The sequence below is a fragment of the Caballeronia sp. DA-9 genome (assembly GCF_051615025.1).
Taxonomy (GTDB): domain Bacteria; phylum Pseudomonadota; class Gammaproteobacteria; order Burkholderiales; family Burkholderiaceae; genus Caballeronia; species Caballeronia sordidicola.
In genome coordinates this window covers 1,542,093-1,556,272 of record NZ_CP195133.1, presented here as the reverse complement: position 1 = coordinate 1,556,272, position 14,180 = coordinate 1,542,093, and the positions used below count along the sequence as shown (strand labels likewise).

The 14,180-nt window shown below is 59.4% G+C and carries 15 protein-coding genes; 3 read left to right on the top strand and 12 right to left on the bottom strand.

The window, feature by feature from the left end; translation table 11 throughout:
* Position 1 precedes the first annotated feature (1 nt).
* From ACRWA7_RS23190 to ddpX, 12 genes are all read right to left on the bottom strand, one after another.
* Complete coding sequence (locus ACRWA7_RS23190) at positions 2-736, bottom strand: aspartate/glutamate racemase family protein (RefSeq protein WP_438396343.1); 735 nt, start codon at positions 734-736, stop codon at positions 2-4.
* Between the two features lie 70 nt (positions 737-806).
* Positions 807-2,306, bottom strand: coding sequence for an NCS1 family nucleobase:cation symporter-1 (locus tag ACRWA7_RS23185; RefSeq protein WP_438396341.1), 1,500 nt, complete (start codon positions 2,304-2,306; stop codon positions 807-809).
* 259 nt (positions 2,307-2,565) lie between these two features.
* On the bottom strand, positions 2,566-3,390 hold the full coding sequence (locus ACRWA7_RS23180; protein WP_438396339.1) for a GntR family transcriptional regulator: 825 nt from the start codon (positions 3,388-3,390) through the stop codon (positions 2,566-2,568).
* Positions 3,391-3,674: 284 nt separating this feature from the next.
* Positions 3,675-4,601: a muramoyltetrapeptide carboxypeptidase gene (ldcA, locus tag ACRWA7_RS23175; RefSeq protein WP_438396337.1), complete on the bottom strand. Its 927-nt coding sequence runs from the start codon at positions 4,599-4,601 to the stop codon at positions 3,675-3,677.
* Positions 4,598-5,173 carry a tRNA adenosine(34) deaminase TadA gene (tadA, locus tag ACRWA7_RS23170; protein ID WP_438396336.1) on the bottom strand — a complete coding sequence of 192 codons (576 nt, stop codon included), beginning with the start codon at positions 5,171-5,173 and terminating at the stop codon, positions 4,598-4,600. Before tadA ends, ldcA begins: the two co-directional genes overlap by 4 nt.
* On the bottom strand, positions 5,170-5,592 hold the full coding sequence (locus ACRWA7_RS23165; protein ID WP_060857092.1) for a DnaJ family domain-containing protein: 423 nt from the start codon (positions 5,590-5,592) through the stop codon (positions 5,170-5,172). Before ACRWA7_RS23165 ends, tadA begins: the two co-directional genes overlap by 4 nt.
* A 184-nt stretch (positions 5,593-5,776) precedes the next feature.
* On the bottom strand, positions 5,777-6,571 hold the full coding sequence (locus ACRWA7_RS23160) for an ABC transporter ATP-binding protein (protein WP_438396335.1): 795 nt from the start codon (positions 6,569-6,571) through the stop codon (positions 5,777-5,779).
* On the bottom strand, positions 6,568-7,428 hold the full coding sequence (locus tag ACRWA7_RS23155; RefSeq protein ID WP_438396334.1) for an ABC transporter ATP-binding protein: 861 nt from the start codon (positions 7,426-7,428) through the stop codon (positions 6,568-6,570). The genes ACRWA7_RS23160 and ACRWA7_RS23155 overlap by 4 nt, the downstream gene beginning before the upstream one ends.
* A 1-nt stretch (position 7,429) precedes the next feature.
* Entirely contained in the window at positions 7,430-8,344 is a 915-nt protein-coding gene (locus ACRWA7_RS23150; RefSeq protein WP_438396333.1) for an ABC transporter permease, read from the bottom strand.
* A 45-nt stretch (positions 8,345-8,389) separates the two neighbouring features.
* Positions 8,390-9,370: an ABC transporter permease gene (locus ACRWA7_RS23145; protein ID WP_438396758.1), complete on the bottom strand. Its 981-nt coding sequence runs from the start codon at positions 9,368-9,370 to the stop codon at positions 8,390-8,392.
* Positions 9,371-9,462: 92 nt separating this feature from the next.
* Positions 9,463-11,022: an ABC transporter substrate-binding protein gene (locus ACRWA7_RS23140; RefSeq protein WP_438396756.1), complete on the bottom strand. Its 1,560-nt coding sequence runs from the start codon at positions 11,020-11,022 to the stop codon at positions 9,463-9,465.
* 81 nt (positions 11,023-11,103) lie between these two features.
* Positions 11,104-11,667, bottom strand: a complete 564-nt coding sequence (ddpX, locus tag ACRWA7_RS23135; protein ID WP_438396754.1) for a D-alanyl-D-alanine dipeptidase — start codon at positions 11,665-11,667, stop codon at positions 11,104-11,106.
* 442 nt (positions 11,668-12,109) lie between these two features.
* Between ddpX and ACRWA7_RS23130 the strand changes: the two genes are divergently transcribed.
* The 3 genes from ACRWA7_RS23130 to ACRWA7_RS23120 all read left to right on the top strand — a co-directional run bounded on the left by ACRWA7_RS23130 (position 12,110) and on the right by ACRWA7_RS23120 (position 14,168).
* Positions 12,110-12,817, top strand: coding sequence for a glutathione S-transferase family protein (locus ACRWA7_RS23130; RefSeq protein ID WP_438396332.1), 708 nt, complete (start codon positions 12,110-12,112; stop codon positions 12,815-12,817).
* A 140-nt stretch (positions 12,818-12,957) separates the two neighbouring features.
* A complete protein-coding gene (locus tag ACRWA7_RS23125; protein WP_438396330.1) occupies positions 12,958-13,530 on the top strand; it encodes a sigma-70 family RNA polymerase sigma factor in 573 nt (190 codons plus the stop codon).
* The gene (locus ACRWA7_RS23120; RefSeq protein ID WP_438396328.1) at positions 13,527-14,168 is read left to right on the top strand and encodes a DUF1109 domain-containing protein; all 642 of its coding nucleotides are present in this window, start codon (positions 13,527-13,529) and stop codon (positions 14,166-14,168) included. The genes ACRWA7_RS23125 and ACRWA7_RS23120 overlap by 4 nt, the downstream gene beginning before the upstream one ends.
* Positions 14,169-14,180 lie beyond the last annotated feature (12 nt).

The window sequence follows — 14,180 nt, the reverse complement described above, 5'->3', positions numbered from 1 at the left end:
CTTAGCGGGGGCTGTAAATCGCCAGATCTCCATCGTATTGCTTGGGCAAAGGACGCGCATAGTCGCCTCGCTTAGCGGTTTTAAGTCTTAGCGAAATTAACGCCTCCGCCCATTTGACTGCTGTCGTCACGCCCTCTATTACCGGCGCGCCGATTGCATCTTCAATCTCGCGGCAAAACTCAGCCATGCCCGCACACCCAAGGACAATGGATTCCGCGCCGTCTTCCACCAAAGCCTTGCGGCATTCATCGATAATGATCGAGCGCGCCCTGGAACCGGGAACATCGAGGTCGAGCACCGCAACATCGGTTGCACGGACATTCTTGCAGAAACGCTTCATGCCGTAGCGCTCGGCCAGATGCCACGACATCGTGCACGTGCGCTTGAGTGTTGTCACAACTGAAAAGCTCGGCGCAATCACACTTGCCGCATGCATCGCCGCTTCAGCTATTCCTATGACGGGACCACGCGCCAGTTCGCGCGCGGCATACAACGCCGGATCCCCAAAGCATGCAATGACATAGCCATCCATGCCATCGTTCTCTCCCTTCTCTATTTCCTGCAGCAACGCCAGCGAGGCAAGCGCCTCGTCGTAGTAACCCTCAATGGACGGCGGCCCCATCGACGCGCTGACTGAAATGACTTCCGTTCCGTTCGATACCACTTCCTTGGCGCAACGATCCATTGCCTGGGTCATGCGGCTGGTCGTATTGGGATTGATCAGTTTGATGCGCATTTCTTCCTTCTTCGTCACGTGTGGAAATCGCTGTCATGCCGCTCAAGCCAATGCGCGGCATGACGGTTTCTCAAGCAAAATTGGACGCTGATTTCTTGTCCGCGATGATCCAGTAAAACACGCCGCCCAATCCTGCCCCGATGAACCAGGAGAAGTTCGCCGAGCCCTGCAGCGCAGGCACCATCACGCATGCAATCGCAATTGCCGCCGCCGGCAACAACGCTATAACCGCGCGCCAGTTGACGCCGTTGTTGTACCAGTAACGTCCCGTCTCCGACGTCGTGTACAACTCTTCCACATTGAACTTGCCTCGCTTCATCAAGTAGAAGTCCACGATCAGCACGCCATACAGCGGTCCGATAAAACTGCCGAGCACGTCGAGCGTGTAATGGATCACAGCAGGGTTGTTGAAAAGATTCCACGGCGTGATGAACACCGACGCCACCGCCGCCATCATGCCGCCCATGCGCCAGCTAATCAAACGCGGTGCAACGTTAGAGAAATCGAAAGCTGGTGAAACGAAGTTCGCGACAATGTTGATGCCAATCGTCGCTATCGTGAAAGTCAGCGCGCCCAGAATGACCGCAGTCGGCTGGTCGATACGGCCCACGGTCTCGACCGGATCCGTGATCAGTTGACCGAAGACGGGCAACGTGGCGGCTGTCGTCACCACCGTGACCAGCGAGAATGCGAGGAAGTTGACCGGCAATCCCCAGAAATTTCCACGCTTTACGCTCTTATAGCTTTTGCAGTATCGCGAAAAGTCGCCGAAATTGAGCATGGGTCCGGAGAAATACGACACGACCAGGGAGATTGCCGTGATCATGACAGGCACGACTTCCATGCCGTGATACTTCACGCCGCCAAGATTCAAGCCAATGTTGCGCCACCCTGCGCGCCACACCATGTAGCCCGCAAGAATGAACATGACGACATAGACCGCCGGTCCTGCGAAGTCGATGAACTTCTTGATCATCTCCATCCCACGCCAGAAAACGACGGCTTGCAAAACCCACAGCAACATGAAACCAGCCCAGCCCAATGCCGACAATCCGGCGAAACCGTATTTGTGTACATCGGCGTAAGGCATCCATTGCGGCATGAATTTCAGCAGCACGATCACGAGCGCACTCGACGCGAGGAACGTCTGGATGCCATACCACGCGACTGCAATCAGGCCACGGATTACCGCAGGAAGGTTTGCGCCCAACACGCCAAACGTTGCGCGGCATGCCACGGGATAAGGAACGCCGGCCTGCTGGCTCGGTTTTGCGATCAGGTTGCACAACACATTGACGATACCGATTCCAACCAGCAGCGAAACCAGCACTTGCCAACTCGTGAGGCCCAGTGCGAACAGACTTCCTGCGAACACATAACCGCCCACGCTGTGAACGTCCGACATCCAGAAAGCAAAGATGTTGTATGCGCTCCAGGTCTGATGTTTGAGAGGCGCAAGGTCGTCGTTATAAAGACGATCGCTATATCCGGCCGGATGGTCCGGGTCCCGTCCTGAATCGTCGTAAGCGGGTATTGCAGCACTGCCAGGGGTCGCGCTGAATTGAACCATGACTTCTCCTTGAATGAACTTGGCAATCGCGCCGCTTTGGATTAGCGACTGTGATGCAACGTCGTATATCTAAAGACGCCTTCGCAAGGTCTTCGCGTGGCGTTCTTTTCGTCGATTCGTTTAGCGCCTTAGTCGCCGCATAAACCTTGGCGCCGACGCAATATGTCTATTCGGCACGCACGCATGTGCACATGCACTCAGGAAAAGCATGGTGAAGTCACGCATTCATTTAATGCGGACCTTAAGGTTCATTCGACTTTCAGTTAAGACAATCGCTTCGCGCCCACGAGTGCGGTCGCGTGCTCATCACACCGCTCAGGCTCTGTTCAGGCGCGTTTCTCGCGCCCAGGCACCTTCGGTTTGGCAAAGACTTCTGCAGATCGACGGCACCGCGTGCGGGTCGATCAAGCATTTTCATTTCCACGTCCTGTAAATGACGCGCCATCAGTTCAGCGGCTTGCGGGGCGTCGCCCGCGTCCAGCGCAGCGAGTATCTCTTCGTGATCCTCAAAACTGCAGGAGCTACGGCCAAGCGACTCGTATAACGCCGATATCAACGTGGAGCGCGCCACGAGCCCAGACAGGCATTCGCACAAAACGGTATTGCCGGTAAGCTGCGCAAGCTCCTTGTGAAACTCGCCAGACAGCCTGATCCACGATGAAAAATCGCGGCTTTCATATGCTTTGCGTTCACGCCCAATGGTGGCGCTGATCGACTTCAAACGACGTGTGCCGTGACCGCTGCAAATGCGCTCGACCACCGCCAATTCCACGATGCGCCGCATCTCGAACACCTCATGCACTTCCTGCACCGAAGGGCTCGCCACGAATGCCCCGCGGTTTGGCTCAAGATCGACCAGGCGCTCGCCCGCGAGTTGTGCAAGGGCTTGACGCACCGTTCCGCGCTTTACATCGAATACTTCGCATAACTGCGCTTCTGTCAGCTTGGCTGCAGGCGCCAGACGATGCTCGAGAATCGCGTCGCGAATGTTCGCCGCGATCGACTCGGCCGTCGCCGCTGCGGCTGGCGCCGCATTGCCGATGACGCTTACCTTCGATAAATCGCTCACTTTGGCTTCGGACATGATCGCGTTCGCTTGTATGTATTGCATCTTATGACGGACATAAAAACTGTCAACAATTTCTGACGAGAAATCGATGATGCTTGCCAGTTTCAACGAGATGTTCCTGCACTGAACCCTTTAAATAAAGGCGTTCGCGACCGAGTTAGGTAATTTCCCTCATCGTTCAAACGCTTATTTTGTTGACAATCTAAAGCACGAAAGTCGTGCATTTCCGCCCAATCCAAGTGCGCACTTACAAAAAAAGCGCCCCGGGGACGCTTTCTGTTATTGGCTTTTTAAGCCGCTCAGGTCAAATGCGGAAAATCGGAAAGCGCGAGTTCAAAACCGTCAGGCTTTGCGACCAGATGCGCAGTCGCACCGAACGGCAACGTCAACAGATCCGGCACATGCCCGAACTGCAATCCGGTCACGACCGGAATCCCAACCAAAGAGCGCACTTGTTCGACCATTGTCTCGAACGTGTAGCCGTTGTCGTATTCAGACAGTTTGACGCCGGTGAACTGGCCCAGCACGAGAGCTTGCTGCCGCGCAAGAATGCCGGACATGTGAAGCTGATAAATCATCCGCTCGACCCGAAACGGATGCTCGTTCACGTCTTCGAGAAACAGAATCCCGCCCTCCACCAGCGGCATGTATGGCGTGCCGATCAATGACGCGATCATCGCGAGATTGCCACCCCACAGCATGCCGGTTACATCGGCGGATTGCGCTTGTGGGGCATCGCTCGTCACTGTGAGCGACGGCTTCGTGATCGCATTCCAGAAGTGATCCATCGTGAACGTGCTTGGCTCCTCCGCGCCAAAATCGGCGGTGAGCATTGGCCCGCCAAAGGTCTTGATGCCTGCGCGTGCAAATAGCGCGAGCTGAAGGGCCGTGAAGTCGCTATGACCGACAAGCACGACAGGCCGATCACGCAAGCGCCGTTGCAAACCGTCGTAGTCGAGGCCGTGCAGGATCCGTGAAGCACCATAACCGCCTCTGACCGCCAAAACGATTTCCGGCAACGGACGCGATGAATCGGCGAGCCGGTTGATGTCCGACGCGCGCTCGCTGTCCGTGCCGCCGAAGCGCTGATATCTGCGCCATGCGGAAGCCGCGTTTTCGAGCGTATGTCCCTGCTCCTGCAGGCGCGTGATCGCACGTTCAACAGGTTCCAGAGCGGGGTAACCGGAAGGAGCAACCAGATCGATAGTGCGTGCGCGAAGGGTCATGGGCGGGGTAGAAGCGGATCTGTAGGGTCAGCCAGGCCGGCGTTGCGGGCGTCGCGCGCGGCTTTCGTTTCGCGGCGGCGCTCGGCGAAGAAGCTGCGTAGCGCGTTGGCGCATTCTTCGCCGAGTATGCCACCGGTAACGGTCGTGTGATGGTTCAGGTTGCCGATGGCAAACGCATCGACAACACTGCCGCACGCGCCTGTCTTGGGGTCGTGCGCACCGAACACCACGCGCGCAATACGCGCATGCATGATCGCGCCGGCGCACATGATGCACGGTTCAAGCGTGACGAACAACTCGCAGCCGGGCAACCGGTAGTTTTCGAGCGCGATGGACGCCGCGCGCAACGCGGCCATTTCAGCGTGTGCCGACGGGTCGTGCGCGCCAATAGGATGATTGAAACCGGTCGAGATCACGTCGTCCCCGCGCACCAGCACCGCGCCAACGGGCACTTCCCCTAGCGCGCGCGCTTTTTCGGCGGCGGCTTGCGCGAGCGCCATGAAACGGCGGTCGCGCTCGGCGGCGGTGGAATCGATTTCATCCGCGGATGCAGACTTGGAGACGGCAATCACTTTTGCCCGGCCTGATCGTGCGCGGCGGCGTCGGCGGTCTTTTCCTGCTCCGACCAGCGGTCGGACAGGCGCTGCGCAATGCGCCGCCGATACTCAAGCGGCACCACGGCGCAATTGCCCCGCAATGACTCGAGCGCCATGTCGAGCGCGAGCATCTTGGCCTGCAGTTTGACGCGCGTCGCCGGATCTTCCGCCTCGCCCGCTTCGTTTTGCAGATCGCGCAACGCCCGCAGATGTTCCACGGCAGGAGGCACAAAACCGGCGTTTTTCATAATGCGGTTGGCAACGCGAACTTCTTCGGGGACCAGTGCGTCGTCGTCGAATTCCAGCGGCTCGCCCGCGCCGGGCAGATTGTCGAACTCACCGCGCGCGGCTGCGGCCGAAATTCGCTGTTCGACCAGGGCATCTAGCAGTTTCATCGGCGTTTTAGGTGCCGGCAACCCGGTTTTCGAACGTAGTCGATAAAGCGGGTCGGGCCGGACTGTCACGTTTGGGGTTGCGTTTGAGCTGCGTTGGGCGCCAGCAGGACCTGCGGGCCGCCACGAAAGCCTGATAGCCACGAAAGCGATCCCGGCGTCACGCGCGCTTCGGGGATGCCACCAGCTAACGCCCTATTCTATCAAACGGCTCGCGGCCGCCTGAATCGTCCGTTCTTCGCGTATATCCTTGCGTGGCGAGCAACAAGCTTCGCGTGTATTCATGCGCCACATTCTGCTCCCGCACCGCTTCAACGGGAAGCTGCTCGACAATATCTCCATCGCGCATCACCGCCACGCGCTGACATAAAAATCCGACCACCGCCATGTTGTGGCTGACGAGCATCATGGTGAGATTGCGCTCGCGATGCAGCCGCCGCAGCAGATTCAGGATTTCCGCCTGCACCGATACATCGAGCGCGGATGTCGGTTCATCGAGCAGCAGCACGCGCGGCTCGACAATCAGCGCCCGCGCTATGGCCACGCGCTGGCGCTGTCCGCCCGACAGCTGATGCGCGTACCGGAAGCGAAAGGCCGGTCCAAGACCCACTTCACGCAGTGCGTCGAGGATGCGCTCGTCGTGGCGATTCATGCCATTGATCGACAGCGGTTCGCGCAAGGTCTGGTCGACCGTGAAGCGCGGATACAGCGACCCGTACGGATCCTGAAACACCATTTGCACTTCGCGCCTGAACGCCCGGTCAATGCGCTCGCCAAGCAGATGACGGCCGATGCGCATCGACCCGCTGGCAATGGGCGCGAGCCCGGTCAGCGCACGCAGCACGGTCGACTTGCCCGAGCCCGATTCACCCACGAGCCCGAACACCTCGCCTTCGTCCACATGAAACGTCGCCGAGCGCACCGCGTCGGCAAAACCGGTTTTGGTCTTGAAGCGGACCTGTACCCCGTTTGCATCGATCATCGCGCGGCCTCGGCGAACCATGCCGCGTCGCGTTGAAGCACGGGCAGTTGATCGGGCGGATTGCGCAGCGGCGGGCTTGCGGCGAGCAAGGCGCACGTGTACGGATGCTGCGCATGCGCGAGATCTCGCGCCGCGCAGGTTTCAACGACGCGACCGCCGACCATCACCATGACGCGGTCGCAGAACGACATCACGAGCGGCAGGTCGTGGCTGATGAAGATCAAGCCGGTGTTGTGCTTCGCGATCATCTCGTCGAGGACGGCGAGAACTTGCATGGAAACGAGTACGTCGAGCGCGCTGGTGGGTTCGTCGGCGATCAGCAATTTCGGGCCCGATGAAACCATCATCGCAATCATCACGCGCTGGCCCATGCCGCCGGAAAGCTCATGCGGATAAGCGCCGGCGACGCGCCGCGGATCACGTATATGCACGGCCGCCAGCGCCTCGACAATGCGCTCACGCATTGCCTTCGCACTCGACTTTGGCGATTGCCGCCCGAACGCCTCGCGCATTTGCTGCGCAACGGTCATGACCGGATTCAGCGAATACTTGGGGTCCTGCAGGATCATGCTCATCTGCGTGCCGCACAAACGCCGCCGCTCTTTCGGATGCATGGCTAGAAGGTCCTGATTGTCGATGCGCATGGCGTCGGCCGACCAACGCGCCGATGCCGGCAGGAGCCCGAGCAACGCGCGGCCCGTCAACGATTTACCCGATCCCGATTCGCCGACAATCCCAAGCCGCTCGCCCTTTGCAAGCGTCAGCGAAACGCCGCGCACGGCTTCGGTCAGCGAGCCGTCGTGAGCCTCGAATGCAATACGCAGGTTATCGATTTCGCAAAGCTTGCCGGCTTGCATGTCAGCCTCCCTGACGAGGATCGAAGACATCGCGCAGGCCGTCGCCGAGCAGATTGAACGCAAGGCTGACCAGCAGAATTGCAATGCCCGGAATGGTCGCGACCCACCACGCATCGAGCAGCACGCCGCGTCCCGACGCCACCATGAAGCCCCATTCAGGACTCGGCGGCTGCGCGCCGAGCCCCAGAAAACCCAGCCCTGCAACGGTCAGGATGATGCCCGCCATGTCGAGCGTCGCGCGAACGATCACTGACGACGAACACATGGGCACGATATAACGCAACAAGATCCGCATGGACGACGCCCCTTGCAGGCGCGCAACGTGAATGAAATCGGCTTGCACGAGACGCAACGTTTCGGCCCGAGCGAGACGCGCATACGGCGGCCACGCCGTGATGGAAATCGCGATCACCGCGTTGATCACGCCCGGCCCGAGCGCGGCGGCAAACGCGAGCGCCAGCACGATCTTCGGAAACGCAAGCGCAATGTCGGTAAGACGCATGAGGACGGTATCGATGAATCCGCCGCAGAAACCCGCCGCCGTGCCGATCAGCAATCCCACGGGCACCACCAGCACCACGACCAGGATCGCAATGCTCAACGTCAGCCGCGATCCAATGACGAGGCGCGCGAGGATATCCCTGCCGAGTTGATCGGTGCCGAACCAATGCGAAGGCGAACCCGGCGGCAGCAAACGGTCGCCAAGCACCTGGCGCAAGGGATCGTGAAGTGGAAGCAACGGACCGATTGCGGCGAACACAATCAGCAAAAGCAAGATCGCGAGTCCGAACACGCTGAGCGGATTGCTCGAAAACCGCCGCCAGCGCCGATACGCCAACCCCAGCGCAGCCTGCCTGCGGGACGCGGGTGTGTCCGTCAACAGCCACGCCTGCCAGTCCCTGCGCAGTTTCGTCATTGGAGTCGAATTGGTAGAGGGAAGCACGTCGAGAACCTTTGGCGTTCATTGAGCGCGTGGATCGAATACTCGATACAGCGCGTCCGTCAGCAAATTGAGCGTGATGAATGTCGCGCCGATCACCAGTGTGCTGCCGAGCACGGCGTTCATGTCGGCGTTGAGCAGCGCACCTGTCAGATATGAACCTATCCCCGGCCACGCAAACACGATTTCCGTGAGGACCGACCCTTCGAGCAAATAGCTATAAGCGAGCGCGATCACGGTCAGCAACGGCACCGCGATATTGCCGAACGCATGACGCCAGATCACGCGGCGCTCGCTCAGACCCATCGCGCGCGCCGTCACAATGTATTCCTGGCTCAACTGTTCGAGCATGAAGGATCGCGTCATGCGGCTCAGGTATGCAATGGAATAGAACGCGAGAATGGCAGCGGGCAGCACGATATGCGAGAGCGCATTTTTCAGCACGTCCCATTCGCCTGCAATGATGGAATCGATCAGCAGACTGCCGGTGCGTGTATCGACCAGGCCATCGTAGAGCGGATCGATGCGGCCCGGTCCGGATACCCAGTGTAATTTGGCATAGAACAACAGCAGGCCCATCAGCGCAAGCCAGAACACCGGTAACGAGCTTCCCGCCAGTCCGATGAACCTCGCGACGTGATCGATCCAGCGGTTGTGCTTTACCGCGGCGGCCACGCCAAGCGGCACACCAATCACAATGCCCATGAAAGTGGACAGCGTGGCAAGTTCGAGAGTTGCGGGAAAGACGCGCTTGATGTCATCGACAACCGGGTTTGACGTCAGCAGCGACATGCCCAGATTGCCATGCAGCACGTCACGTACATAGATGAAAAACTGAACGATCAACGGCTTGTCGAGCCCGAGCGCGAGACGCGCCGCTGCGTAGGCCTGCGGCGAAGCCCGCTCGCCGAGCATGGCGAGCAGCGGATCGATAGGAATCTTTCGTCCGATAAAAAACGTCACGCCCAGCAATCCAATAAAAGTCACCGCGAGCATCAACATCCAGCGCACCAGCAACCATCCGCGGCGCACGCCGGCATGACCGGCAAGCACACCGCGCGCACGTTGGAAAATGGTAAGCCGCGCCGCCACGCTCATTGTTTCTTCAGGTCACGATACGACACCAGATCGAAGATCGGCCCCACTTCCAGTCCGGTCACACCCGGCCGGACCGCGACCTGCGAGACCTTCTGGAACATGATCACGAAGGGCGAATGGTCAAGCACTTCCTTTTGCATCGCTTCGTAGCGCTGCGCGCGTTTCGCGGTCGACGACTCCTCGAGCGCGGCCTGCGTCTCTTTCGTCAATTGCGGAATGTCCCACGAATTGCGCCATGCAAGCATCTTGAAGCTGGAGTTGTCGGAGTTATCCGGATTCCATGCGAAGCCCTGCGCATTGCTATGCGGATCGATATAGTCAGCCGACCATTCGCCGATGTAGATATCGTGCTGGCGCGCCCGATATTTGCCAAGCGTCTGCTTGTTGTCGCTTGAGATCAATTCGACCTTGATACCGCCTTGCGCCAGATTCGCCTGCACCGCCTGCGCGATTTCGCCATAAGGCGAGTCGTTGCGCACGTCCATCTTCACGGTGAATCCGTTCGGAACGCCGGCCTTCGCGAGCAGCGCCTTCGCCTTTGCAACGTCCTGATGATACGGGTTGGTGTTTAGCGCACCGAGAAATCCCTCGGGCAGAAACGCCTCGTGAACCTTGTAAGTCGTGCGCACGATATTGTGCTGAATGCCGTTGTAGTCGATGAGCCATTTCATGGCTTCCTGCACGTCCGGCTTCGCAAGATTCGGGTTCTTGTTGTTCAAGCCGAGATACATCAGCGTCGCCTGCGGAACCGATGTCACGCGAATCGTGCCCCTCTTCGTGAGCGTGGCGAGGTCATCCGAACTCAGGTCGCGCGCCACATCAATATCGCCGTTCTCTATCATCAGGCGCTGGCTCGACGCTTCGGGCACATGCCGCATCACAATACGCTTCATGGCAAGCGGCACGCGATAACCATCGAAACGCTGAAGCACGACGCTGTCGTTCGCGGTCCACTTCACGAGCTTGTACGCGCCCGATCCCGCCTCGTTCGTCTTCAGCCACTCGTTGCCAAAATCGTTGCCCTTGGCGTGCGATTCAAGCAGTTTTCGGTCGAGCACGGAAGCTGGCCATGAACCGAGCACGTTCAGCACGAAAGTCGGCGCGTACTTCTGATCGGTCGTGATGGAGACCGTTGTATCGTCGATTTTCTTCACGTTCTGCAGCGCGTTTGCCTTGGTCAGCCCAATGCCGGCCAGCACGGCCGCCGCGCCTTTGTCGAGCAATGCGGTGCGCTGGATCGACCATGCCACATCGTCGGCGGTGAGCGGATTGCCCGAATGGAACTTGAGACCCGGTCTGATCTTGAACGTGAACGTCAATCCGTCCTGGCTCACGGCCCATGATTGCGCCACGTCGCCATTGAAGCGCGCCGGGTCTTTAAGATCAACGCGAATCAGGCGATCGTAGGTGTTCGCGACGTATTCCTGTGGCACCAGTTCATAGATCTCACCAGGATCGAGGGTGGTGAATTCATCGAGCAGGGTCGCCATTACCAGCATGTCCTTCGGCGTGGCCGCGTTTGCAAAGCTCATGCTGGTCAAGCTTAAAATAGACATCACCGTGATGATTGCCAGCGCGTCACGCAATGCTCGTTTCATACTCGCTCCGTGGAAGTTGAGAGTGTCCCTGCTGTGCTTTTACATCAGGCGCAAAGGACCACTGTCCGCATTATCGATAACAGGAAGCTCGCGCGAGCCCGGCAATTCGTAGTGCCACCACTCACTCGGAATATGCGTGAAGCCCGCGCCGTGCATCACGCCAAGCAAGAGCGTGCGGTTGCGTTGCACATGTTCGGGTAAGTCCGCATGGAAGTGCTCGGAGGCCACCGACATTTCGTCGAAACCAGTGCCCATGTCTAGGTCCTGACCGCTGGCGTCGACCAGGGTAAGGTCGACCGCCGTGCCGCGGCTGTGGTTCGAGCCGCGCTTCAGGTCCGCTATATAAGTCGGGTCAGGCAGGAAGTCCCACAACACTTGCTGCGCTTGCGGCGGCCGGTAGGCATCGAAAATCCTGAGCGTCATGCCAATATGCCCAGCCAGTTCGACAGCCTTTTTCAGCGCGGTTTCAGCAGGGCTCAGCAGCAGGCAGTGTGCCGCCTTGTAGATCGGTTTGCCGGTGAGATTGCGGTCGGTTGCGTAGACCAGGTCGATGGCAACGCAATGCGTGTCGGGCGTGATTAATTGCAAACGGTGGTCGGGCATCGGCGATGTAGTTTCGAAGCTCACGAGTACGTGCGGTGCCGGTATTGTTTATCAAAACACAGGCTTTGTGGGTGAATGTGCAGACTCGCCACATCTGGCGTCAGCGCTTGCGCCCGGTTTTTACACTGGCAGCCGATATTTAAACCTGGATTAAACCTCGCCAAAAATCCGCTGTTGCGACATTGCAAGGAGCCAGATCGAGGCTGAGGAACAAAACGATCACCGGTACTGCGCGCTTGCCGATTTTTTGTTGCTTACTTTAGTAGGTATCCTTAGCTTTCTGGTCATGCATATGTTGATCGCCCTCCCACCGCGGCATTCATTCGCCTGACAGCGCACGGTTGCCATCCCATACGTCATCGGATACTCTAAAACGACCGGTCAAAAGCTCGGACAGCCGGACCCGCAAGCCGCCCTCACCGCTCTCCAATTCCAGGAAGACATGATCCGCTTCTACTTTCATCCCACGCCCAATCCCGCGAAAGTCGCGCTTTTTCTCGAAGAGTCGGGACTGGAATACGAAATCATCCCCGTCGATACCAGCAAAGGCGAACAACATCTGGCGGCGTTTCGCAGCGTCAACCCGAACGGCAAGGTCCCTGCGATCGTGGACACGGAAGGCCCTGGCGGCAAGGAAGCACGCGTGTTCGATTCCAGCGCGATCCTCCTCTATCTCGCGGAGAAAACCCAGCGCTTTTGCGCAATGCCCGCAGACCGGCCTGAACTGCTCTCATGGCTTTTCTTCATCAGTTCAGGCCTCGGCCCGTTTTCCGGTCAGGCAGTGCATTTCCAGCATGCCGCACCGGAGAAACTGCCGTATGCAATCAATCGTTATCGGCGGGAAATCGAGCGGCATTACCGCGTGCTCGACGAGCATCTCGCCAGGCGCGAATACATCGTCGGCGAAGAGTATTCGATTGTCGACATGTCCGCCTGGGGCTGGCTCGAGCGCGCGCCGCGGGTCCTGCCCGGCGACGCGGAGCCGCTCGCGGCGTTCCCGAATCTGCGCCGCTTCTTCGATACCATCAGCGCCCGGCCGGCCGTGGCGCGCGCCCGCGCCGTCGGCCGGGACCTCACGTTCAAGCGTGAACTGGATGACGAAGCGCGCCGGGCGCTGTTTCCATCGAATTATCCGGACGCCGCACGCTGAGCGCTTCAGCCTTCGTCGGCGGCTGGGCGGCATCGACATCGGCAAGGCGATGCGGCACAATCCGGTCGTTTTGTGTCTGGCAGGTCGTTCGACGCCCTGCCGCTTTTTTTATCTGGAGCGCGCTGTAACCCGATGCCGCGATGAAGCGAATAACACAAGGTGGTGCCGTATCAGGCGTTGAAGAACGACTCCGGGCGCTATTCGTACGCGGCCTGGATGGCGACGCCGCCGCGTATCGCGCGTTCCTCGACGACCTGACCCGGCATTTGCGAGGTTTTCTGAGAAAACGTATTTATTACCTTCAGGACGATATTGAAGACGTCGTGCAGGAGATCTTGCTTGCAGTGCACAACAGCCGCCACACGTATCGTCCCGGCGAACCGCTGACGGCGTGGGTGCACGCCATTGCGCGCTACAAGCTGATGGATTTTTTCCGTGCAAGATCGCGGCGCGAAGCACTGAACGACCCGCTGGACGAAACGCTCGATATCTTCGCGACCTCGGATGAAGAACCCGCCGACGCCAGGCGCGACATTGGCAAGCTGCTCGATCAGTTGCCCGAGCGTCACCGGTTGCCGATCGTCCATGTCAAGCTGCAAGGGCTTTCCGTCACGGAAACGGCAGCGCTGACAGGCATGTCGGAGTCGGCTGTTAAAGTGGGCATCCATCGTGGACTGAAGGCGCTGGCAGCAAAGATTCGAGGCACCGCATGAAAACCGAGGACCTGATTTCGCTTCTCTCGACAGGCGTGACGTCCGTCGACACCGGCCTGTCCCGACGCCGTTTCGTGCGCGCGTTGCTGCTGGGCGGCCTGGGTTCGTTCGTGCTCATGCTCGCGATCTACGGCTTGCGTCACGACTTCGCGGTGGTATCTCGCACGCCGTTGTTTTGGGCGCGCTTCGCATTCCCCGCGACACTTGCCGCGTGTGCACTGTTTCTGGCGGCGCGCCTGTCACGGCCGGGGACCCGCATCGGCGCATTTTGGGCGATGCCGGCGGTCCCCATCCTCGTTGTATGGAGCGCGGCCGTGGCGGTTTTGTGCCTCGTGTCCCCCGACGCCCGTGTTCCGCTCGTGATGGGTACAACGTGGCGCTCATGCCCGTTCAATATCGTGCTGCTGTCGGTGCCGGCTTTTGTCGCCGTGTTCTGGGCAATTCGCGGACTTGCGCCCACGCGGCTGCGTCTTGCGGGCGCCGCCGGCGGCATGCTGGCGGGAACCATCGCGACCATGGCGTACTGCCTCCATTGCCCCGAAATGAGCGTCGCATTCTGGGCCGTCTGGTATGTGCTCGGCATGGTGCTCGCCACCTTGATCGGCGCGTTGCTGGGTCCGCGTTTCCTGCGCTGGTAAAACGACTTGTCA

Coding starts and splice junctions, on each gene's coding strand:
- ACRWA7_RS23190 (WP_438396343.1), bottom strand. CDS start 736: ATGCGCATCAAACTGATCAATCCCAATACGACCAGCCGCATGACCCAG.
- ACRWA7_RS23185 (WP_438396341.1), bottom strand. CDS start 2,306: ATGGTTCAATTCAGCGCGACCCCTGGCAGTGCTGCAATACCCGCTTAC.
- ACRWA7_RS23180 (WP_438396339.1), bottom strand. CDS start 3,390: ATGTCCGAAGCCAAAGTGAGCGATTTATCGAAGGTAAGCGTCATCGGC.
- ldcA (WP_438396337.1), bottom strand. CDS start 4,601: ATGACCCTTCGCGCACGCACTATCGATCTGGTTGCTCCTTCCGGTTAC.
- ACRWA7_RS23165 (WP_060857092.1), bottom strand. CDS start 5,592: ATGAAACTGCTAGATGCCCTGGTCGAACAGCGAATTTCGGCCGCAGCC.
- ACRWA7_RS23160 (WP_438396335.1), bottom strand. CDS start 6,571: ATGATCGATGCAAACGGGGTACAGGTCCGCTTCAAGACCAAAACCGGT.
- ACRWA7_RS23155 (WP_438396334.1), bottom strand. CDS start 7,428: ATGCAAGCCGGCAAGCTTTGCGAAATCGATAACCTGCGTATTGCATTC.
- ACRWA7_RS23150 (WP_438396333.1), bottom strand. CDS start 8,344: ATGACGAAACTGCGCAGGGACTGGCAGGCGTGGCTGTTGACGGACACA.
- ACRWA7_RS23145 (WP_438396758.1), bottom strand. CDS start 9,370: ATGTTGATGCTCGCGGTGACTTTTATTGGATTGCTGGGCGTGACGTTT.
- ACRWA7_RS23140 (WP_438396756.1), bottom strand. CDS start 11,022: ATGTCTATTTTAAGCTTGACCAGCATGAGCTTTGCAAACGCGGCCACG.
- ddpX (WP_438396754.1), bottom strand. CDS start 11,667: ATGCCCGACCACCGTTTGCAATTAATCACGCCCGACACGCATTGCGTT.
- ACRWA7_RS23130 (WP_438396332.1), top strand. CDS start 12,110: ATGATCCGCTTCTACTTTCATCCCACGCCCAATCCCGCGAAAGTCGCG.
- ACRWA7_RS23125 (WP_438396330.1), top strand. CDS start 12,958: ATGAAGCGAATAACACAAGGTGGTGCCGTATCAGGCGTTGAAGAACGA.
- ACRWA7_RS23120 (WP_438396328.1), top strand. CDS start 13,527: ATGAAAACCGAGGACCTGATTTCGCTTCTCTCGACAGGCGTGACGTCC.